18 protein-coding genes and 1 tRNA gene are annotated in these 21,144 nt (G+C 32.3%); 4 read left to right on the forward strand and 15 right to left on the reverse strand.

The genetic code is table 11. The annotated features are described in order from the left end of the window. Window positions 1-102 precede the first annotated feature (102 nt). The 6 genes from M4I23_RS07255 to pabB form a co-directional block, all read right to left on the reverse strand. Complete coding sequence (locus M4I23_RS07255) at window positions 103-2,400, reverse strand: FdhF/YdeP family oxidoreductase (RefSeq protein WP_249753950.1); 2,298 nt, start codon at window positions 2,398-2,400, stop codon at window positions 103-105. 84 nt (window positions 2,401-2,484) lie between these two features. Next, window positions 2,485-3,450, reverse strand: a complete 966-nt coding sequence (locus tag M4I23_RS07260; RefSeq protein ID WP_249753951.1) for a YheT family hydrolase — start codon at window positions 3,448-3,450, stop codon at window positions 2,485-2,487. Window positions 3,451-3,667: 217 nt separating this feature from the next. After that, window positions 3,668-4,324, reverse strand: coding sequence for a spermidine synthase (locus M4I23_RS07265; RefSeq protein WP_249753952.1), 657 nt, complete (start codon window positions 4,322-4,324; stop codon window positions 3,668-3,670). A 63-nt stretch (window positions 4,325-4,387) separates the two neighbouring features. Further along, on the reverse strand, window positions 4,388-6,007 hold the full coding sequence (ade, locus tag M4I23_RS07270; protein WP_249753953.1) for an adenine deaminase: 1,620 nt from the start codon (window positions 6,005-6,007) through the stop codon (window positions 4,388-4,390). A gap of 62 nt (window positions 6,008-6,069) precedes the next feature. Continuing rightward, complete coding sequence (gene tilS, locus M4I23_RS07275; protein WP_249753954.1) at window positions 6,070-7,380, reverse strand: tRNA lysidine(34) synthetase TilS; 1,311 nt, start codon at window positions 7,378-7,380, stop codon at window positions 6,070-6,072. Window positions 7,381-7,607: 227 nt separating this feature from the next. Beyond that, window positions 7,608-8,900 (reverse strand): aminodeoxychorismate synthase component I, encoded by a 1,293-nt coding sequence (gene pabB / locus M4I23_RS07280; protein WP_249753955.1) that lies wholly within the window; start codon window positions 8,898-8,900, stop codon window positions 7,608-7,610. 118 nt (window positions 8,901-9,018) lie between these two features. On the opposite strand from pabB, the gene M4I23_RS07285 reads away from it, so the two are divergent. Both M4I23_RS07285 and M4I23_RS07290 read left to right on the forward strand, forming a co-directional pair. Beyond that, on the forward strand, window positions 9,019-9,939 hold the full coding sequence (locus M4I23_RS07285) for an aldose 1-epimerase family protein (RefSeq protein ID WP_306799988.1): 921 nt from the start codon (window positions 9,019-9,021) through the stop codon (window positions 9,937-9,939). Window positions 9,940-10,052: 113 nt separating this feature from the next. Next, on the forward strand, window positions 10,053-11,405 hold the full coding sequence (locus tag M4I23_RS07290; RefSeq protein WP_158849282.1) for a DEAD/DEAH box helicase: 1,353 nt from the start codon (window positions 10,053-10,055) through the stop codon (window positions 11,403-11,405). Between the two features lie 58 nt (window positions 11,406-11,463). Here M4I23_RS07290 and M4I23_RS07295 read toward each other — a convergent pair whose 3' ends face one another. Continuing rightward, on the reverse strand, window positions 11,464-12,015 hold the full coding sequence (locus M4I23_RS07295) for an HNH endonuclease (RefSeq protein ID WP_249753956.1): 552 nt from the start codon (window positions 12,013-12,015) through the stop codon (window positions 11,464-11,466). A 195-nt stretch (window positions 12,016-12,210) separates the two neighbouring features. Continuing rightward, a complete protein-coding gene (locus M4I23_RS07300) occupies window positions 12,211-12,618 on the reverse strand; it encodes a MotA/TolQ/ExbB proton channel family protein (protein ID WP_249753957.1) in 408 nt (135 codons plus the stop codon). Window positions 12,619-12,820: 202 nt separating this feature from the next. On the opposite strand from M4I23_RS07300, the gene M4I23_RS07305 reads away from it, so the two are divergent. Then, the gene (locus tag M4I23_RS07305) at window positions 12,821-13,858 is read left to right on the forward strand and encodes a sensor histidine kinase (RefSeq protein ID WP_249753958.1); all 1,038 of its coding nucleotides are present in this window, start codon (window positions 12,821-12,823) and stop codon (window positions 13,856-13,858) included. A gap of 2 nt (window positions 13,859-13,860) precedes the next feature. Further along, on the forward strand, window positions 13,861-14,577 hold the full coding sequence (locus tag M4I23_RS07310) for a LytTR family DNA-binding domain-containing protein (RefSeq protein ID WP_249753959.1): 717 nt from the start codon (window positions 13,861-13,863) through the stop codon (window positions 14,575-14,577). 49 nt (window positions 14,578-14,626) lie between these two features. Here the strand turns inward: M4I23_RS07310 and M4I23_RS07315 are convergent. From M4I23_RS07315 to M4I23_RS07345, 7 genes are all read right to left on the reverse strand, one after another. Beyond that, window positions 14,627-14,700 (reverse strand) — tRNA-Arg (locus M4I23_RS07315). A gap of 734 nt (window positions 14,701-15,434) precedes the next feature. Then, entirely contained in the window at window positions 15,435-16,760 is a 1,326-nt protein-coding gene (gene clcA, locus M4I23_RS07320; protein ID WP_158849266.1) for a H(+)/Cl(-) exchange transporter ClcA, read from the reverse strand. 65 nt (window positions 16,761-16,825) lie between these two features. Next, entirely contained in the window at window positions 16,826-17,740 is a 915-nt protein-coding gene (locus M4I23_RS07325; RefSeq protein ID WP_249753960.1) for a F0F1 ATP synthase subunit gamma, read from the reverse strand. Window positions 17,741-17,761: 21 nt separating this feature from the next. Continuing rightward, window positions 17,762-19,291 carry an alternate F1F0 ATPase, F1 subunit alpha gene (locus M4I23_RS07330; RefSeq protein ID WP_249753961.1) on the reverse strand — a complete coding sequence of 510 codons (1,530 nt, stop codon included), beginning with the start codon at window positions 19,289-19,291 and terminating at the stop codon, window positions 17,762-17,764. Window positions 19,292-19,307: 16 nt separating this feature from the next. Further along, entirely contained in the window at window positions 19,308-20,066 is a 759-nt protein-coding gene (locus M4I23_RS07335; protein ID WP_249753962.1) for a F0F1 ATP synthase subunit delta, read from the reverse strand. 6 nt (window positions 20,067-20,072) lie between these two features. Next, window positions 20,073-20,342, reverse strand: a complete 270-nt coding sequence (locus tag M4I23_RS07340; RefSeq protein ID WP_158849258.1) for a F0F1 ATP synthase subunit C — start codon at window positions 20,340-20,342, stop codon at window positions 20,073-20,075. Window positions 20,343-20,410: 68 nt separating this feature from the next. After that, window positions 20,411-21,139, reverse strand: coding sequence for a F0F1 ATP synthase subunit A (locus M4I23_RS07345; RefSeq protein WP_158849256.1), 729 nt, complete (start codon window positions 21,137-21,139; stop codon window positions 20,411-20,413). Between the last annotated feature and the right edge of the window lie 5 nt (window positions 21,140-21,144).

Below are 21,144 nucleotides of genomic sequence, written 5' to 3' on the forward strand. Positions count from 1 at the left end.
TTTTTACGTAGCCCCTTAATAATTACATATTTCCTAAATTGACAATCGTTTAATTAAGTATTAGGCAAAAAACAGGATTGTGAATTATGAAAATATCAGGATTTAAACAGATGCTTCTACCGTAATCACCACACTTTTAGACGCTGGAGTCTTGGCGGTATGAGCAAAACTATCTAACGGCACTAAAACATTGGTTTCAGGAAAATACGTAGCACAACAGTTTTTAGGAATATCATAACCAACAACCTTAAAGTTGTTAGCATGACGTTTAACACCTTTAAATTCCGACTTTAAATTAACCACCTGATGTTCTGTTAAGCCTCGTACCTTCATGTCTTCACGGTTCATAAAAATAATACGGCGCTCGTTAAAAACACCTCTATACCGATCATCCATTCCGTAAATTGTGGTATTAAATTGATCGTGACTACGTATTGTCATCATAATCAATTCATCATCCTTTAATTTCCATTCTGGAAGTTTATTGACAGAAAAATTAGCTTTTCCTGTTTTGGTATTAAATTTTCTAACGCGAGCACCATTTGGCAAGTAAAAACCTGACGGATTTTTTAAACGCGAATTGTAATCCTCGAAACCAGAAACAACTTCAGCAATATCATCACGAACCAATTTATAATCGTCCTTATAAGATAACCACTTCACTTTAGTTTTACTTTTTAAAGTAGCATGCGCTACTCCACAAACTACAGCAACCTCACTTAATAAAGCATCAGAACATGGTTCTAGAATACCTTTAGTAGATGATACTACACCCATTGAATTCTCTACGCTTTGCACCTGTTCGCCAGATTTTTGATAATCTTTTTCGGTACGACCTAAACATGGTAAAATTAAAGCTTCTTTACCTGTAACTAAATGCGAACGATTCAATTTTGTACTTACATGCACGGTTAAATTGCAATTAGCCAAACCTTGGGCAGAATAACCTGTATCGGGTACAGCAGAAATAAAATTACCACCTAAACCAAAAAATACTTTCACCTTTTTCTCATACATGGCTTTAATTGCTTCAATAACTGAAAAACCATGTTTTGCACTCGGTTTAAAACCGTATTTGCTTTCAATTTTATCTAAAAAAGCTTGAGGAGCCGATTCCCATATACCAACTGTTCTATCACCTTGCACGTTAGAGTGCCCACGAACAGGACAAGTTCCTGCTCCTTCCTTACCAATACTTCCTTTTAATAAAAGTAAATTTACAAGCTCTCGAATATTATCTACCGCATTTTCATGCTGCGTCAAACCCATGGCCCAACACACAATAATTTTTTCATTATTTAATATTAAATCGAAAGTTTGATTAAAAATATCTAAAGAAACACCCGAAGCTTTTAGGCATTCATCAAAATTATAAGTTTTTAAATCTGCTATAAACGCGTTGTAATCGCTAGTATATTCTTCAATAAAATGTTTATCAAAAACATTACCTAGCTCCTCCTCTTTTTCTAATAATTTTAAAAGAATTGCCTTTATAAAAGCAACATCGCCGTTTATAGTAATTGGTACAAATACATCTGCTAATTTTGTGCCTCCAGTTAATAGTTTTATAGGGTTTTGAGGATCGGTGAATTTAATTAAACCCGCTTCTGGCAATGGATTAATCGCTATTATTTTACCTCCATTATTTTTACATTTCTCTAAAGCACTAAGCATTCTTGGGTGATTGGTTGCTGGGTTTTGACCAATAACCATAACCACTTCAGCTTTATATAAATCGTCTAATTTCACCGAACCTTTACCAATACCTAAAGTTTCAGTAAGCGCACTTCCACTGGCTTCATGACACATATTCGAACAATCGGGTAAATTTGAAGTCCCAAATTCTCGCACAAATAATTGATATAAGAATGCCGCCTCATTCGTCGTTCTTCCTGATGTATAAAAAGCAGCTTCGTCAGGATTATCTAGCGCATTTAAATGGCTTCCCACTTTCTCAAAAGCAGTTTCCCAAGAAATGGGTTGATAATGTTTAGCCCCTTCCTGCAAAAACATAGGTTCTGCTAAACGACCAGATTTACCAATTTCGAAATCGGTAAAATCGGCCAATTCATCCACAGAATATTTTGCAAAAAAGTCTCGATTTATTGTTTTATTTTGAGCTTCTTCTGCAATGGCTTTCATACCATTTTCGCAATATTCACCAATAGCAGAACGTTCATCATCTGGATCTGGCCAAGCACAACCTGGGCAATCAAAACCACCTTTCTGATTTATTTTTAATGATAGCTTCAACGCATCAGAAGCTTTCATATATTTATTAACCTGTGTTGCAGCTGCTTTTAAAGCGGCAAAACCTACCGTGTTTTTTGGTGGAGCTTCCGTTTTTAAATTGGTAAACCCCTCTGGTGTTTTTGCTTTATCTTTTGCTGAACTGCTCATAAACTTATTTTTTATAGTTAAATCTACATGTTTTATTGGAAGAATTAAAACTTTTAAAAAGAATCATGACTATAAAACCATATTTTAACAAAAAGCTAAACTTTGTATAAACTCTAAAGCGCGTTGCTCATTATAATAGACATTATTTTTAGAAACAAAACCAACATGCCCGCCATATTCAGGCATTTCTAAAAACAAATTCGGATTGTTTTTTGCTTCCTTTACAGGATAACATTCTGGAGACAAAAACGAATCGTTAAGTGCATTAATAATTAAAGTAGGCGTCTTTATATTAGGAAGAAATTGCAAACTACTACATTGCTCGTAATAATCGGCTGCATCAATAAAACCATGTGCTTTAGACGTATATATATTGTCGAAATCTTTAAGTGTTTTGATCCTATTAAAAGCTTCCATTGACATACTATTTGGAAATTTATCAATCTTCTTTTTTAGAGAAGCCTTTAAATGCGTTAAAAAGCGATTAGAAAATGCTGCATTTTTTAATTTATGAAGCTCATCGCAAGCTCCACTTAAATCACAAGGTGCCGATATAGCAACTGCAGCCATAACTTCCTTTGGAACACTATCTCGCTCTCCTAAATATTTCAATATAATATTGGCCCCTAAACTAATGCCTTTTAAATAAATTCTCGAGTACTTTTTTTCTGAAATTAAATGCGTAATAACATCTACTAAATCTTGTGTTTCTCCAGAGTGATAACTTCTAAATTTAGAATTCACTTCTCCCGAACACCCACGAAAATTCACAGAAACAGCATCTATATTATTAGCATTAAAAAGTTTGGCAGCTCCTGTTAAATAAGGACGCTGGGCATGACCTTCCAAACCGTGAAGCAACACAATACAAGCTTTACTTTTTTCTTCGGAAAAGCTCCAGTCTAAATCAATAAAATCGCCATCGCTTAATATTAAACGTTCGCGCTCTTGCTCTAGAGAAATTTTACGAACAAGCCCAGAATATACCGTAGAAACAAAGCCACTTTTAAAATAAAACTTAGGTTTATAGGTCGATGTTAATATTGGCATTATTTATAGTTATTAGTTGTTACTGAAAAACAAATATTTTTTACTCTAAAGAACAAAAGTAGTTAAATTACAAACAGTTTTATTCTAGCATTTCTTAATAATGATTATACATAGTTTGTTATGTCAATAAAAAAATGAGTAACCCAACAGAAATAAAACAAAAAACTTAGAAGAACTTTAGTAAGAATGAAAAAACACAGGATAAATTAAAAGAAGTTTAACTATTGCTTTTTCGACCGATAAGCACACTATTTGTTCCTTCAATATTTTTAAAAAGTGATGTTTCAAAGTAAATTGACTTTTCAAAATAAGTAATTACTTGCTCCGTTTTCTCTGTCATTTTTCCTTTTAAACCTAAATTAAAAATGAAATATCCGTTTTCGTTAACCAATTTTGAAATATTCTCACAAAAAATAGCAGAATAAAATTGATCTGGAACTTCGTTATTAATAAATAAATCAATAATAATTAAGTCATGTTTTTTATTGTTCTTTTTAACAAATTTATAAGCATCATATTTACTTATTGTAAGGTTGTGCGAAGTACAAATATTAAAATCATTTTTAGCAATAGCTATAATCTTTTCGTCAATATCTACCGCTTGAATATACCCATTAAAGTCAAACTTTTTTCTTAAAGAAGATATAACGCTACCGCCTCCCAAACCCAATATAAGAACATGTTTAACATTATCAAACTCAATTTTAGAAAGTGCATATTCTAGAATTTTTTGAAGGGATCCATAAGAATAGTTAGCATCTTTAGTATTGAGCATTTTTTTACCATTATAATAGGTTATTTCTAACTTCCCATTGGTATCAGAATCGATAGTTTTAGCTGTTACAGGCCATATATAACTTAATATTTTTTTCATTGAATAGAAATTATAACTTAATGATTTACGTTAAATTTAGATTGTTATTAAGCAGCTGAAACTCTAAGCATCTAGTGATGTAAATTTAAAATCTTTACCATTAAACAACCCTTTATCGCTTAATTTTAAAGACGGAATAACTAACAATGCCATAAACGAAAGCGTCATGTAAGGCGCATTTAATTTAGAACCCATTTTTTTAGCCATAGCGTCCAATTGTGCATACTGCTTTCCAATAGTTTCACCATCTTTATCACTCATGATTCCAGCAACAGGTAAGGACACTATTTTTTCTTCGGACGCAGTCACGGCACAAATACCACCTTTATTTTCTATTAGTAAATTAACAGCTTTGCAAATCATTTCGTCCGATACGCCTACAGCAATAATATTATGAGAGTCGTGACCAACTGATGATGCAATAGCTCCTTCTTTTAATCCGAAGTTTTTAATAAATGCCATGGCTGGTTTTTGATCGTTGTAGCGATTAACAACCGTCATTTTTAAAATATCTTTTTCGGTATTTGAAACTAAGTTCCCGTTTTCAATTAATGATTCTTCAATTAATTCATTGGTTACAAGTTGACCTTCTAAAGCTTCGATAACTCTTATTTTATCAGACGATGACGCGACTTTAAAATCTGAAATTTCTTTTTTAGTACAGTTGAAATTATTCAAATTTGTAAAAGAAACAGGCTTAATTAATGATTTACCATTATTAGAAACCAATTCACCATTTATATAGGTTTGTAGTGTTTTAAAATCTTTTAAATCTTCTACTACAATACAATCGGCAACATCATTAACTTGCAACAAACCAACATCCAAATTATAATGTTTCACTGGGTTTACGCAAGCCGCTTGCAATACTTTAAAAACATCGATGCCTTTGGCAACTGCTCTTGCACATAATTTATTAATATGATTAAGAATTAAATCGTCAGGATGTTTATCATCACTACAAAACATCATGTTTTCGAAATATTCTGGTAATAAATCGATTAAAGCTTCAAAATTTTTGGCGGCACTTCCCTCTCGAATTAAAATTTTCATACCTTTTTGAAGCTTCTCTAAAGCTTCATCATAAGTAAAACATTCGTGATCTGTAGAAATTCCTGCTCTAATATATTTTGAAACATCATGACCGCGTAGTCCTGGTGCATGTCCATCGATAGGTTTGTTAAAATATTTTGCCCAAGCTATCTTTTTCATGACTTCATCGTCATTAAATAAAACGCCAGGATAATTCATCATTTCAGCCAAATATTTAATATCCGGATTTTCCAAAAGTGCTTTTATATCATCGGAATCTATTACAGCTCCGGCAGACTCAAAAGTAGTCGCAGGCACACAAGATGGTGCTCCAAAGTTAAATTTAAATGGCACTTTCTTACCATTTTCAATCATGAATTCAACACCTTCCACACCTAAAACATTGGCTATTTCGTGCGGATCGGAAACCGTTGCAACTGTACCATGAGTAACAGCCAATCTAGCAAATTCACTAGGCACTAACATAGAACTTTCTATATGTATATGTGCATCTACAAAGCCAGGAAGTATGTAATGATTAATATTATGATTAGCTTTTTTTATTGATAAAATCTTCCCGTTTTCAATGGTAATTTCTCCTTTATAAATACGCTTATTTTCTATATCGACTATTTGGCCTTGTAATATCATGACTTATATTTTTTAATAGTTTTATTAAACCTCCAAAAGCTATTTGGAGTTAATTGAATAAACTATTGTAATGTAATTTTTAAAATGTTTTTTGTGTTTTCGGTAACCTTAAAGCGATTGTCTGCGCGTCTATTTACAACCCAAACAATAGTATTATTAGAACATAACACAGAAACGTGTTCCTTATCTAAAAGCGATAGCTTCTCATCTTTTAAATATTTGCTAATTTTCTTTTTACCCGACATTCCTAAAGGATGAAAAAAATCGCCATCTTCCCATTTTCTTAAAGTTAATGGATATTCTAAAGTATCAGCATCGACATAAATAACCTCACTTCGCTTTCCAAAAATAGAATCGGCTTCATCAAAAAATAATGTTCCAAAAGGTGTTACCACCTGTTTTTCCTCTTTTGAAATTAAAATACTTTTTTCTTTTTCATTATTAATTTCACTTAATAATAAGTGTTCTCTATTTTTAATTAAGCGATGTGTTGCAGAGAATACCTGCTTTCCAGATTCGGCATCGAGTAAATTTAAAACATCGTTCCATTCGGTAAATCCATATTCCTTAAAAATTTCGAATAAATAAGCTTTTGGATTCCTTAAGCTTTTAAATTCTGAAATTTTAAATACCGTTTTATCATCATCTTGAGATACAATAGCTTTACTTAAAAGATGATCTACACTATCTTTAACGAGATCTGTAGTATCCTTTAAATTACTTAGCGTTGTTTGAAAACTTTGAAGTAAACTCGGGTTTATTTCTTTTAAAATAGGTATTAAATTATGACGTAATTTATTACGCACATATTTAGTGGAAGCGTTACTACTATCATCTCGCCAAGCGATATTATTTGCTTTGGCATAATACTCGATAGCTTCACTCGAAAATGGTAATAACGGACGAACAAAAATTGTGTTGACTTCAGGAATCCCTGTTAACCCCTCTAAACCTGTACCTCGTGTAAAATTTATTAAAAACGTTTCGAGATTATCGTCGGCATGATGTGCTGTTAAAATATAATCGAATTCTAATTGATTTGCCAAATCTTCAAACCAATTGTAACGTAACTCTCGAGCTGCAATTTGAATAGATTGCTTATTGGTTTTAGCATAATTTTCTGTATCAAAATTTTGAACAAAAACTTCTAAACCCAAACTGTCGGCGAACTTTTTTACCGATTGCTCATCTCCATTACTTTCTTCTCCTCTTAAATGAAAATTGCAGTGTGCTAATGCTATATTGAGTTTTAATTGATGGCATAAATGTGTTAAAACAACGCTGTCGATTCCTCCGGAAATAGCAATTAGGATTTTGCTTTCGTTTAAAAATGCAAGATTTTTATTTATATGGTTTTGAAGATTTTTAAGCATACTTCAAATTTAGTGTTTATTTTGATTATTCGTAAAGATTTACATAGCTTATAAGAAGTAAAAAGAAATCAATTGCGTAAATAAACCATTGTTCAAAGCTGTTCTAAACCTAACGGATATACGCGTAAGGGATTGAACGGTTTGTTTGAAATCCTGCTTGTTTTCCTAAAAAACAAGCAGATTGAGTAGTGAAAGCCCGACCCTTTTCGGGTTGCGCCCAAAGTAATTTAATTCTCTAAAACGGTGCGCATAGCTTTGGCTTTTACTAGACATTCTTCGTACTCTTTAAGCGGATCACTTTTTGCTGTGATGGCACCACCAACGGAGTAAGATACGTATTTTTGTGTGGCATTGTACAAAATGGTGCGGATAACCACATTGAAATCGAAGTCGTTTTTGGGTGTAAAATAACCTATGGCTCCAGAGTATAACCCGCGTTTGGTAGCTTCGAGTTTCTCTATAATTTTCATGGCAGATATTTTTGGTGCGCCCGTCATGCTTCCCATCGGGAATGTACTTTTTAGAATGTCTACTGGGTGCGTTTCTGGTTTTACCTCAGAAGTAACCGTAGAAACCATTTGATGTACTTGATCGAAGGTATAAATTTTGCAAAGCTCCTCTACTTTAACACTTCCTTTTGTGGCGGTTTTTGAAAGATCGTTACGTACTAAATCTACAATCATGATGTTTTCGCTTCGCTCCTTTTCATCTGTAATCAAGTTGTTTATTAACTGATTATCTTCTTTTTTATCTAAAGATCGTTTTGCTGTACCTTTTATAGGTTGCGAAATTATGTGATTACCTTCCTTTTTAATATACCGCTCTGGCGAAGCGCTTAAAGCGTATTTATCATATAATTTAACGAATGCCGCGAAGGGAGGTTTAGAAATTTTATTAAGTTTATTGTAGGTTTCTAATGGTGAAATTTGTGTGTTTTCGGCGTAAAATTCTTGACAAAAATTAGCTTCGTAAATATCACCATTGTGAATATGATTGAGAACGGTATCTACTTTATTAAAATACTCGTCTTTATGGATTTTAAGTTTAATTTTAATGTTGTTTTCTTGATGATCTTTAACGGCTTCTTTTGCATTTCTAATGGCTTCTAAATCGGCTTCAATTTCATCGTCTACACATTTTAAATACTGAATTTCAACTTGATTATCTTTAAATAAAAAAAGTTTTTTAGGTTGAAAAAAGGATAAATCGGAAAACTCTAACCCGTCGGTATTCTGAGATTTTAAAGCCTCTACATCGTTTTTTAAATCGTAGGTTAGGTAACCAAAAACCCAATCTTTTACAAGAGTCTGATATTCTTTTAATTTATCGAACCCCTGATGATAGTCGGTTTGTATGCTTGTAAAGGCTTCTACTGCTAAAATAGCATCGTAACTGCCATACTTCTGTTCGTAATGATTGGAATCTAACCAAATAACTTCGTCGAATTGCTGCCCCCAAATCAGTATTTGATTTTTAAAATCGTCGATATTTTCTGGGTTATGGGTTTGTTTTGCTCTCAATGGAATGTTTTGGTATGCTATTTTTTGACACAATATTATGTATCCCTTCGATTAAAAATATTTTATCCTTAAATATTATTCGGTAAAGTTAATGAGTTTCCATAAAAAAATGTAAATTTTGAGCATAATACCAATTTTAAAAGGAACTATGTACACTTTACAGAATGAATTACTGAAAATAGCCGTAAAAAAAACAGGCGCTGAACTTTGCAAAATTACATCGGTTAAGCATAATACCGATTTTATGTGGGATGGTAATCCAGATGTTTGGGCTGGTATTGCTCCCAACCTATTCCCAATTATTGGCGCTTTAAAAAATGATACTTATAAATTTGAGGGCAAAACATATAACTTACCTAAACATGGTTTTATTCGCCATAGTGAAGATTTAAAAGTTGTAGAGCAGACTGAAAACAGCTTAACTTTTAAATTGATTTATAATGATGATTTATTGAAGCTTTATCCGTTTAAATTTGAGTTTTACATCATTTATTCCTTAAAAGGAAATACACTTAAAATTAAGCATACCATTAAAAATATTGATGATAAAGCATTATATTTTTCTTTAGGCGGCCATCCTGCTTTTAAATGTCCAGTTTTTAAAAATGAAACTTATGATGATTATTTTTTAGAGTTTGAGCATGCCGAAAACTCTAAAACGCATTGTATTAATATGGAAAATGGTTTAATTTCATCGAGCACCAAACCCGTTTTTGAAAACACAAATTTGCTTCCTTTAAAACATGATTTATTTAATGAAGACGCCCTAGTTTTTAAAGATTTAAAGTCTAGAAGCGCTATTTTAAAAAGTAAATTGAATGGCGAAATACTTACTGTAAGCTATCCAGACTTCACGTACTTAGGTGTTTGGGCAAAACCTACAGGCGATTATGTTTGTATCGAGCCATGGTTAGGTATTGCGGATAATGAAAATACAAATCAAGATTTGATAACAAAAGAAGGCATTTTAAAACTTGAAGCAAAAAATGATTTTTCGGCAAGTTATAGTGTTAAAATAGCTAAAACACATTTAGAGTAAACAGCCACTATAAGTTTTTAAAAACCTTATAGAAAACATGTATAAAACAAGAGATTTTCAATTAGCTAAGATTATAAAAAAATGGTGTAACTTTGCCGCTTAAACTTTCCACTGTGATTTTTCAAGATTTAAATTTAAATACACCACTTTATAATGCCCTAGACGACTTAGGCTTTACTATCCCTACGCCTATACAGGCAGAGGCTTTTAATGTTGTAAGCTCTGGTAAAGATGTTGTTGGTATTGCGCAAACAGGAACAGGTAAAACGTTTGCTTACATGTTACCTATTTTGAAAAACCTTAAATTTTCGACTGATGAGAACCCACGTGTTTTGGTATTAGTACCAACACGGGAACTTGTTGTACAGGTGGTAGATGAGATTGAAAAACTATCTAAATATATTAACAATCGTGTTTTAGGTGTTTATGGAGGAACTAATATTAATACACAAAAAAAAGCTATTGCTGAAGGTATTGATATTTTAGTTGCCACACCAGGGCGCATGTACGATTTGGCTTTAAGTCGTGTTTTACAGTTAAAATCAATTCAGAAATTAGTTATTGATGAAGTTGATGTTATGTTAGATTTAGGTTTTAGACATCAAATAATTAACATTTTTGATATTTTACCGCCTAAAAGACAAAACATCATGTTCTCGGCAACAATGACGCAAGATGTTGATGTTTTAATTAACGATTTCTTTAAAAATCCAGAACGGGTTTCTATTGCCATTTCTGGAACACCACTAGATAATATTGTTCAACAACGCTATAATGTTCCTAACTTTTATACGAAAGTAAATTTATTAGCGCACTTATTGAAAGATACTGAAAAATACAGCAGAGTCTTGATATTTGTGGCTTATAAACGTATGGCAGATCGATTATTTGATCAATTAGATGAAATTTTTCATGATGAATTATGTGTTATTCATTCGAATAAAACACAAAACTATAGATTACGAAGTATTGAGCAATTTAGGGAAGGTAATAACCGTATTTTAATTGCGACAGATGTTATGGCTCGTGGTTTAGATATTGATAATGTATCTCATGTTATTAATTTTGATACACCAGATTTTCCAGAAAACTATATGCACCGTATTGGTAGAACTGGCCGTGCCGAAAGACAAGGTGAGTCATTATTATTTTCTACAGTAAAAGAAAATAACTTGGTTGAGCACATTGAAGCTTTAATGAACATGACAGTTCCTGTTTTGGAAATCCCCGAAACTGTTGAAATTTCTACCGAGCAAATTGACGAGGAACGCGCAGAAATTAAAGAACATTACAATCCTATAAAACGTAAGGATGAAGATGCTCCTGGACCCGCTTTCCATGATAAATCTGAAAAAAACTCTAAAGAGAATTTAGGTGGTTCATACAAATTTAAAATTGCTGCGAAGTACAAAAAACCTAAAACCCGTGGTGATAAAAACTATAATAAGCGTAATAAAAATAAATAAGATTGAAATTACTAAAAAAAACGAAGGAGGTTAACTGAAAAGTTAACCTCTTTTGGTTTTAATAATCTGTTATATGTTTCCAGTTTTCGCCAGATACTACGCGATATAATTGCATTTCCGAAATTCCAAATTCTTTAGCAATCATTTTAATGCGTGTACGCCGGTTTGGGTCGTTTACTTTTCTTCTAATTAATCGAACACGACTTTCTGTAAGCTTGGCGTAAGAACGGTCTATTTTCCTGTTTTTATAGTTTTCGCCAGAGTATTGGTGAACTTCCTTTTCGCGTTTAGTTGCCCATTTTAAATTTTCGACTCGATTATTAATTTTGTCGTAATCTAAATGAATTACATAAATTTGATTGTCTTCTTTTACTAAAAAATGTTGTGCAACTAATTTATGAATATACCTTCCAGTACTTTTTCCGTTAACACGCTGCTTTAATGAAATACTAACGTAACCATTTGTTAGCGAAGGGTCAACTAGTCTCTCTTGGTCTTTTTTACAATTAATTAACCGACCATAATTGGAAATCTTGTAGTTTTCAAATTCGGCTATTTTGTCATCAAAAACTACGTGTTCCCATTTTTCTAATGGATAATCACGTATCATATTATAATATATTAGTTAAGATTAACAACAATATAAAAATATTTTTTCGACACACCTAAATTTTTCAACTTATTTTTCTTTTCCAAAATGAACAAAACTACTGATTTTTAAACTATTACAAAACACTTCAAAAGAAAAAACCTCGTTTTAATCATGTAAAAAGAGGTTTAAAAATACAAATATTTTATACTTAAATTATGCCGCTCGAAGCGCTTTTAAAACTACAATACAAATTCTTGTTATTACAAAAGTAAACGTACCAAATACTGTTGTTAAAAAAGATATTTTAAGCCCTGCCGCAAGCATACCAGACGAAATACTTCCCATACTTTCTATGGCATCAAAAGCTGTAATTAATCCAATAATTGAGCCTAAAAACCCAAAAACGAGACCTAACAAACTTATTTCTGATGCTAATGTTGTCATTTTTTTACATTTCGTTAAATCTTTTTTCAAATTTAAAAAAGCGTTAACTACAAAAAATAAGGATAACAAAAAACAAATTAATATTAAAGACATAAAAAGTGGACCGCCTTCCATAAAACGATCGACAAAAACATTAGACACTAAAAAAGTAGATAATAGATACATAGAAATTTTCATAATTAATGGTTTTAATTAAACATAATACAAACCTAGTCACTTATCAATCTTTAAATACTAAAATGCGATAGATGGCAAGATTAGCACCTAATATAACTTTAAGTTAAATCCCTAACAGAATCAGTTATCTATCTACAAAGCACCTATTAAAATCAAAAATATAGTATTATTGTAAGGCTATAGCAAAGTTATGATAACAAAATTGATATTAAATAAAATTGGGCAAGTACTACTCCATTGTGTTTTTTGGTGTGGTGTGTTACTATTTTACACTTATTTTTTTGGCTTCAATAGTGCCGATTTTAATTATGTATTCTCTTTTTCTTTGTTTTTAATGCCTATAACCATTGCTACAACATACGTTTCTATATATAAACTTATTCCAGATTATTTTGTAAAAAAGCGTTATGCTTTATTTGGCTTGTATAGTTTGTATACGTTCATAATTTCGGCATATTTAATTGTAGTTTCTGTTTTTTATGGCCTCATTTATTTATCGCATTTTCAGCTTCAAAACATGGCTCCTATTAGTAAAAGCTTATTACTCGTAGCCACAGCTGTGTATTTAGTAGTTATAGTTGTAAGTGCTTTTAAACTGCTTAAACTAAATGTAAAACATAGCGAGGAAACAAAAAAACTAGAGACAAAAATACTTGAAACTCAACTTAAGTTTAAGGAGCAAGAATTAAACTATTTAAAAATGCAAATTCACCCGCATTTTTTATTCAATACCTTAAATACATTGTATGGGTTTGCTCTAAAAAAAGCAGATGAAACTCCTGATATGATTTTAAAATTATCTAATCTCCTAGATTATTTACTTTACCAAACTGATAAACCTTTTGTTTCTTTAACTGAAGAAATACATCATATCCAAGATTATATTGCTCTAGAAAAAATGCGCTTCAATAACACTTTAAATATTAATTTTAAAACCAATACTATTTCCGAAGAATTAAAAATAGCCCCCATGTTATTGCTTCCTTTTATTGAAAACAGTTTTAAACATGGCGTTATAAAGAATGGAAATTTAGTTATTGACATTAATTTACATTGCCATAAAAATCAGATTAACTTACACGTTAAAAACACTTCTTCTTCTTCTGAAACAAACACAAATGGGATTGGATTGGAAAACATAAAAAAGCGATTAGAACTCTTATATTCAAATCAATATGAATTAAAAATCGAACAAAATGAAGATTTTTTTAAAGTAAATTTGAAATTAAAATTGAATTAAACATGCAGCAAAACAAAAACATTTCGTGCATTATTGTTGATGATGAAAGTATAGCAAGAGATATTATAGCTAAACATTTATCGGAAATTGACAACATCGAAATTGTTGCGAGTTGTAACAATGCTATTGAAGCGTTTAATTGTTTGAATAAGCATAAAATTGATTTGGTGTTTTTAGATATCAATATGCCGGAAATATCTGGAATTTCGTTTGCTAAATCTATTAATAAAGACATCAAAATTATTTTCACCACAGCCTATCGAGATTATGCAGTTGAAGGTTTTGAGTTGCAAGCCGTAGATTATTTATTGAAACCTATTTCTTTTGATAGGTTATTGAAAGCCGTTAATACTTATTTTGATATTTACACAACTTATAACCACTTAAAAACGCCTGTACAAGAACTGCATAACTTTATGTTTGTGAGAGCAGATAGGCGCATGATTAAGATTGATTTTGATTCTATTCTATATATTGAAAGCTATAGCGATTATATAAAAATCCATCTAGAAAATGAAACCATTGTAACCCGGGAAACTATTAGTGCTATCGAAGCTAAACTGCCTAGTGAAGCCTTTTTAAGAATACATAGATCGTTTATTATTGCACTTAACTATATTACATCGTTTACTAATGAAGAAGTAACTATTAATAAAACATCGTTAACCATTAGTAGGGGTTATAAAAAGGATGTTTTGAAAGTGCTTGAGAAATTCTAAAAACCTTTTTTAAACAAAAAAGCTCCACTATTTCTAGTGAAGCTTTAAGTGAGCCCTGCAGGATTCGAACCTGCGACCGCCTCCTTAGAAGGGAGGTGCTCTATCCAGCTGAGCTAAGAGCCCGTAGTTTTTATGTTTCTACGAAAACAGTGCAAAAGTAAAAAAACTCTACTAATACAACTTATATTTATACGGTTATATTTAAAAAAATTAAACTATAACTTACGTTTTAAACGCGCTATTTAAGAACTTAAAAGTAAAGGGTTTTACTTTATCGGGTGCAAATATATAATTAGTTAGAGTTCTAAACAATAAAAATCGCTTTTAATTTCAAATTAATAATAGTTTTATAATTTATTTGAAACCCTTGTTATTTTGCATCAGCCTCAACTCAAAAACAAACTACTGATTTGAAAGGCATTATACAACTCGCCCTCCTATAACTCATTTTATTATGCATGATACATTAAAAAATAAATCTTGTGATTTTATATACGTTTTTTTCACATCTCATACAAAAGGATAAATATTATTCCCTCCTGTCGGCTTATTGATACTAATGTACCTTCTTTATCTCCTACTTTTTTTAAGCAAAGTATGGAAATATCCTTTTTAATACAAAGATGAATACTCCCAGATAAAAAATTTCAGAACCATTCCTGAACAAACTCTAACTCTTTTTAAACTTGCGAAATAGGAAACAAAATACATCATGAAATTTAGTTTAAAAACAAGGCAAAAAAAACTGGCTTACTCCAGTACACATAATACTCCATTATATAAAAATAAATGGATACAAGTACTACAATTTAAAAGTATTCAAACTAAATTCTAAAAAATCAAAATAACGACTTCTATTAAGTCCTAGTATGGTCCAATGTTCGTTTCAACAACTTCATATATATAGGTCCATTCCCAAGCATTGCAGTACATACAGATGCAGTTACTGCTGTAAAAATCAATGGTAAAATTAAATCATAGTTTGCTGTCATTTCAACAGAAAGAGCCAAACCTGTAAGCGGAGCTCTAATTGTGGAAGCAAAAATACCGGTCATTCCGGCAACAGCGAAAATGGCAGGATCTTGAACCAACTCTGGTAAAAAGTATTGTGCAAGCCCGCCAAATAACATACCGGAAATGACACCTAAAGTTATTAAAGGCGTAAAAATACCACCAGAAACGCCAGAACCATAACTAAAAATGGATAATATAAACCTTACTACAAACAACAATAAAAGAAACTTAAGCGTAAACGAATTAGTTGTTACGTTATAAATTGTTTCATATCCTGCACCAATCATATCTGGAAAATAATTTCCTAAAATCACGATTAATAAGGCTAACACTAATGCCATTTTAAAATAATTCAGCTTTAATTGTTCAACAAAGTCTAACGTTTTAATTAACAATTTATTAAATGCAACACCAATAACACTTAATATACTGCCTAATAAAATAAACAACCAAATACCCGACAGGTGATCAAAAGTGAAAATCGATATTTTTATTATTGGACCACCAGCCACCATGGCTCTTACCACCAAATCGGCAGTAGCAGCACCAATCATAAGTGAGGCCACCGAATAAAAATTAAACTTAAAGTGCCCATTCATCTCCTCAATAACAAAAATAATACCGGCAAAAGGGGCATTAAAAGCACTAGCTAATCCAGATGCTGCTCCTGTTGAAATAAGCGCATTATTATTATCTTTGGATTGATGTAAAACATCTTCTACCATCTTACCTACATTGGCTCCTATTTGAACCGTTGGTCCTTCTCTCCCTAATAACAAACCACTACTTAGAGAAAAAATAGATGACAAAAATTTAATAGGCAATACTCTTTTCCAAAGTATTGGTCGCACGCCATCCAACGCTCCTTCTATCTCTTGAATACCACTACCGGCGGTTTCTGGAGCGAATTTTTTAACTAAAAATAACGAGAATAAAATAGCTAGAAAGGTAAACACAAATAATAAAAACAAACCCAACCAATCGTGATGCAGCCAACCTTTAAAAACATTAGTTTTTAAAGTCTCTAGATATGTTAATATGAGTCTAAAAAAAGAGCTCACTACACCAGAAATTAAACCAACCAAAAAAGCATAAAACAAAAGCTTATAATTGCTATACTCTCCCGCGCTCCATCGATTAATAAACTTTAAACTATATCTTTTTAGCATGAACCATTTTATTAAACAATTAATCTTGTAAGACTATTAGAATTTTACTTGGGTTAAATAAAAACTTAGTCCAAAGGCTTTTTATTATGTTTTTCTTTCTTTAAAGCGGTAAAACCAGAGATCACATCAAAAAGTTCTTCATCTATTGAACTTTGTCTTAATCGATGATAAGTATGCCCTATTTCATCAAGTAACTCCTCTATATTTTTTTCTGCCCGTTGCATAGCATTCAACCTACTAAAATTTTCACTAGCCAACGATTCCGTACAACTTTTATAAAGTGTAACAAAAAGATATTCTCTAATTAAACGATGTATTAGTTTACTACTATCCCCTATAACTTGGGGTTGCTTTTTGGTAGGCCACTTTAACTGTTTTTTTTCTTGAAGCCATTTTGCATCTAGAGGAAATAAACGTAATTTTTCTTGTTGATAAGAGCCTTCTTTTACCAGATGATTATAAAAAAGATAATACTCATCTACAGTTCCATTTTCTCGATTTTTCTCCACCTCTATCAAAATGGATCCTATAAGAGCTGTTATGGCATTAATAGAATTGGGAAGGTTAAATTCCTTAGTTACCGCCATCCCCATATCCGCTAATAACAAGGGCACGCGAGCACCAACAGTCCAAATTTCTATTTTACCCTCGTGACTAGATAAAGATTTTTCGACATATTGCGAAAGCGAATCATTAAACTGACCAACAAACCCCTGATCCGATCCAAAAACAATAGCACAAATAGATTTATGCTCTTTTTTAAAATTTTCACTCTTTTTTATGATAGGGCTTTCTAAGTTTATATGTTTTAAATATGCAATAAGTCCTAAAGAAACGTTTGTCCAATAATCACCTAAAGACTCCATAGCTATTTCATATTGACCAATATTAGCTGCCGCCATAGCCTTCATTGTACGCACTATGCCGTTTAGATCTTTGGCTCCTGCAATCTGTCTTGTTAAGCTTTCTAAGGAATCCATTATGGTTTATTTTTTGTTTATTTACTCTGTTTCCTGAAGTGTTGTAAGGGCCTTTTTTGCTACTGTTAAAATACTTTCTTCTCCCGCATCATCTATTCCTTTACTGGAATACAAACTTTGCTGAACTTCTTTAGGCAAAGCAGCCATACTTTTTATAACTACAGCTTCGGCTTCACGCATATTTTCTAATGAAATGGTATCAAAAAGACCATGGGTTAAAGCTAGAAGTACACCTATCTGCTCTACTACAGATAAAGGTTGTAATTCATTCTGTTTAAGAATCTCTCGAATACGCTTACCATGTTCAATAATTTGTTTTGTTTCTTCATCTAAATGAGAACCAAAACGCGCAAAAGTCTCTAATTCTTCAAATTGTGAAAACCCAAGTTTTAAATCTCCTGCAATAGTTCTGTAAGCAGGGAATTGAGCCTTACCTCCTACACGAGAAACCGATTTACCAACCTCAACAGCAGGTAAAATTCCTAACTCAAATTGTTTGGGAGACAGGTAGATCTGCCCATCGGTAATTGAAATTAAATTGGTAGGTATATAAGCCGAAATATTCTGTGCTTCAGTTTCAGTTATGGGAAGTGCAGTTAAAGACCCACCTCCAAGTTCATCACTTAAATGTGTAGAACGCTCCAATAATCTTGAATGAATATAAAAAATATCCCCTGGAAACGCCTCGCGACCTGGTGGTCTTTTCAATAAAAGAGAAAGTTCGCGATATGCTCTAGCATGGTTTGTTAAATCATCATAAACAATAAGGACATCTTTACCACTTTCCATAAAATACTCAGCGATACTTGTGGCTGCGTAGGGAGCTATATATTGAAGTCCTGGGGAATTATTACCCTCTGTAACCATAACAATGGTATATGCCATCGCACCATTTTCTTTTAAATCTGCGATAACTTTAGCTACTGAAGAAGCCCGTTGACCAATAGCACAATACACACAAATAACATCTTTATCTTTTTGATTAACAATAGTATCTACTGCAATTGCAGTCTTACCTGTTTGCCGATCGCCAAGAATCAGTTCTCGTTGCCCTCTCCCTATCGGGATCAATGCATCAATCACTTTTATCCCTGTTTGTAAAGGCACACTTACTCCGGAACGATCCATAATTGGTGTGGCATTTCGTTCTATAGGAAGTCTTTTTTCATAAGAAATGGCTCCTTTTTCATCCATAGGTTGCCCCAAAGGACCAATAACTCTTCCAAGGAGCGCTTTCCCCACTGGGACATCCATAACACGATTTGTGCGCTCTACGGGATCACCAGCATTTATATCCGAGTCCTCTCCTAAAAGTATGGCTCCAATTTCATCTTCTTCAATATTGAAAGCAATACCATACAAATTTCCAGGAAATTTCAATAACTCCTCGTAACCTGCGTTGGGAAGGCCCGATACTTTTACAACACCCGCAGAAACACTAGTAACACACCCTACTTCTTTTGGAGCTAGTTTAAACTTATGATTCTCCGTCTGTTTTGCTAGATCATCAAACGTATCGTTTAATAAACCATTATAATCTGTCGCTCCCATTTTATTTAGATTTCATTTATATTTCTAAGGCTTTACCTGTTTCAGCATGGTCTTCAAAAGATTTTAAATAATCAGAAATACTCCAAGACAATTTGTAGCCATTTGCCAAAATTTCAATACCATTAATCAATTCGGGTTGAACTTTAAATTCATAAGAATTTTCTTTTTCAAATAATTCTTTTAAAGATTTCTTAATCGAAGCTTGTTGGTTGGTAGACAATGGAAAAGCACTTTGTACCAATATAGATTTACTGCCTTTTAAAGCTTCTAAAAATCTTACTTTCTCATCACCATCTAAACCCTTCATTTTTTTTAAAAAAACCTCTAGCGTTTGCTCTTCTAAGTTCGCAGAAGACAGATCTATCAATGTTTTCCTTGTAATATCAAGAACCTCATCTCCTATACGTTTTGCCATGTTCTTATTTTTTACAGCTTGATCTTTTGTAAAAGCTTTTTCTAATTCATCTTTAAGATTATTGGCTTCATGTCTTGCATTTTCCTTAAGTCTATCGCCTTCTGCTTTGGCCTCTTCTGCTGCCTTCTGCATTAATGCATCCTTTTCTATACTAAAAGTTTCATTTTTAACTTTGAATTCATCTTTTTCTTTTGCGGCATCTCTCTTTTGAGATTCAGCATCTAAAAGTTGGTTCTTTATTTTAGTTTCCCGTTCATCGATTGCCGATAAAATGGGCTTATAAAGAAAGCGTTTTAATAACCACATCAACACTAAAAAATTGATGATTTGGGCAATGAACGTAAACCAGTTAATTTCCATTTTTAATTATTTAGCGATAATAAAGTTCCAGAAAGGATTTGCAAAAAGTAGAATCATTGAGATCACAAAAGAATAGATTGCTAATGATTCAAGCATGGCGAGCCCTACAAAAAGAGTCCGCGTAACCGTTTGACTTGCATCTGGTTGTTGAGCCATTGAACTTAAGGCCGATGAAATAGCTTTTCCTTGCCCCAAAGCTGGAATCATACAGCCAATGCCTGTTGTTAAACCTGCAGTAACAATTGAGGCCACCGCGATTAATGTTGAATTATCCATAATATTTGTTTTTTTTATTTTTAAATTTTTATTTTGAATTAAATTTTCAAGACCATTTTAGCCACTACTTATTTAGCTTCAATTACCATTTTAGATGTATTCTTAATTTTATTTTTTCTCTCCTTATGCCTATCAGATTCTTCGGTTGCTGCAGCGATATAAACAGTTGCCAAAATGCTAAATATATAAGCTTGTATAACTCCTGTTAAAAGTCCTAAAACAGTCATTAAAACCGGAAAGAACAGCGGTGCAATACTCAAAAGAATTGTTATAATAAGACCACCGCTCATAATATTACCAAAGAGACGTACTGCTAATGCCAACGTTCGAGACAGCTCACTAATAATATTAAACGGAAGCATCATAAATGTGGGTTCTATATAGGTTTTTAAATACCCTAAAATCCCACTTTCTGAAATTCCAAAAATAGGTGTCGCTAGAAAAACACATATAGCTAAAGCTGCAGTAGTGGAAAGCGAACTTGTAGGAGGTTCATAACCTGGAATAATGATGCATAAATTCGAAAAGGCGATAAAAATGAACATGGTACCAATAAACCCAAGAAATTTTTCAGAATTTTTAAGTCCCACTTCCTTTATCTGTTGGTTCATAGTGGTTACTAACATTTCTAAAACACATTGCCACCGTGATATTTTTAAATCTGTACGCAATTTTCTGGTTACCAAAATAGAAGCTAAAACCAATATAAGTATTAAAACCCATGTGGTTACTAGCGTAAGGTTTATGGTTATAAAACCATGTTGCCAAAAAATTGTTTCGTCGGGACTTAGTTCCATCTTAT

This window comes from Algibacter sp. L4_22, from assembly GCF_023473045.1.
GTDB lineage: Bacteria > Bacteroidota > Bacteroidia > Flavobacteriales > Flavobacteriaceae > Algibacter.

Excerpts from the sequence above, each read along its gene's own strand:
- M4I23_RS07255 (WP_249753950.1), bottom strand. The coding sequence starts at position 2,400 with ATGAGCAGTTCAGCAAAAGATAAAGCAAAAACACCAGAGGGGTTTACC.
- M4I23_RS07260 (WP_249753951.1), bottom strand. The coding sequence starts at position 3,450 with ATGCCAATATTAACATCGACCTATAAACCTAAGTTTTATTTTAAAAGT.
- M4I23_RS07265 (WP_249753952.1), bottom strand. The coding sequence starts at position 4,324 with ATGAAAAAAATATTAAGTTATATATGGCCTGTAACAGCTAAAACTATC.
- ade (WP_249753953.1), bottom strand. The coding sequence starts at position 6,007 with ATGATATTACAAGGCCAAATAGTCGATATAGAAAATAAGCGTATTTAT.
- tilS (WP_249753954.1), bottom strand. The coding sequence starts at position 7,380 with ATGCTTAAAAATCTTCAAAACCATATAAATAAAAATCTTGCATTTTTA.
- M4I23_RS07295 (WP_249753956.1), bottom strand. The coding sequence starts at position 12,015 with ATGATACGTGATTATCCATTAGAAAAATGGGAACACGTAGTTTTTGAT.
- M4I23_RS07300 (WP_249753957.1), bottom strand. The coding sequence starts at position 12,618 with ATGAAAATTTCTATGTATCTATTATCTACTTTTTTAGTGTCTAATGTT.
- M4I23_RS07310 (WP_249753959.1), top strand. The coding sequence starts at position 13,861 with ATGCAGCAAAACAAAAACATTTCGTGCATTATTGTTGATGATGAAAGT.
- clcA (WP_158849266.1), bottom strand. The coding sequence starts at position 16,760 with ATGCTAAAAAGATATAGTTTAAAGTTTATTAATCGATGGAGCGCGGGA.
- M4I23_RS07325 (WP_249753960.1), bottom strand. The coding sequence starts at position 17,740 with ATGGATTCCTTAGAAAGCTTAACAAGACAGATTGCAGGAGCCAAAGAT.
- M4I23_RS07330 (WP_249753961.1), bottom strand. The coding sequence starts at position 19,291 with ATGGGAGCGACAGATTATAATGGTTTATTAAACGATACGTTTGATGAT.
- M4I23_RS07335 (WP_249753962.1), bottom strand. The coding sequence starts at position 20,066 with ATGGAAATTAACTGGTTTACGTTCATTGCCCAAATCATCAATTTTTTA.
- M4I23_RS07340 (WP_158849258.1), bottom strand. The coding sequence starts at position 20,342 with ATGGATAATTCAACATTAATCGCGGTGGCCTCAATTGTTACTGCAGGT.
- M4I23_RS07345 (WP_158849256.1), bottom strand. The coding sequence starts at position 21,139 with ATGGAACTAAGTCCCGACGAAACAATTTTTTGGCAACATGGTTTTATA.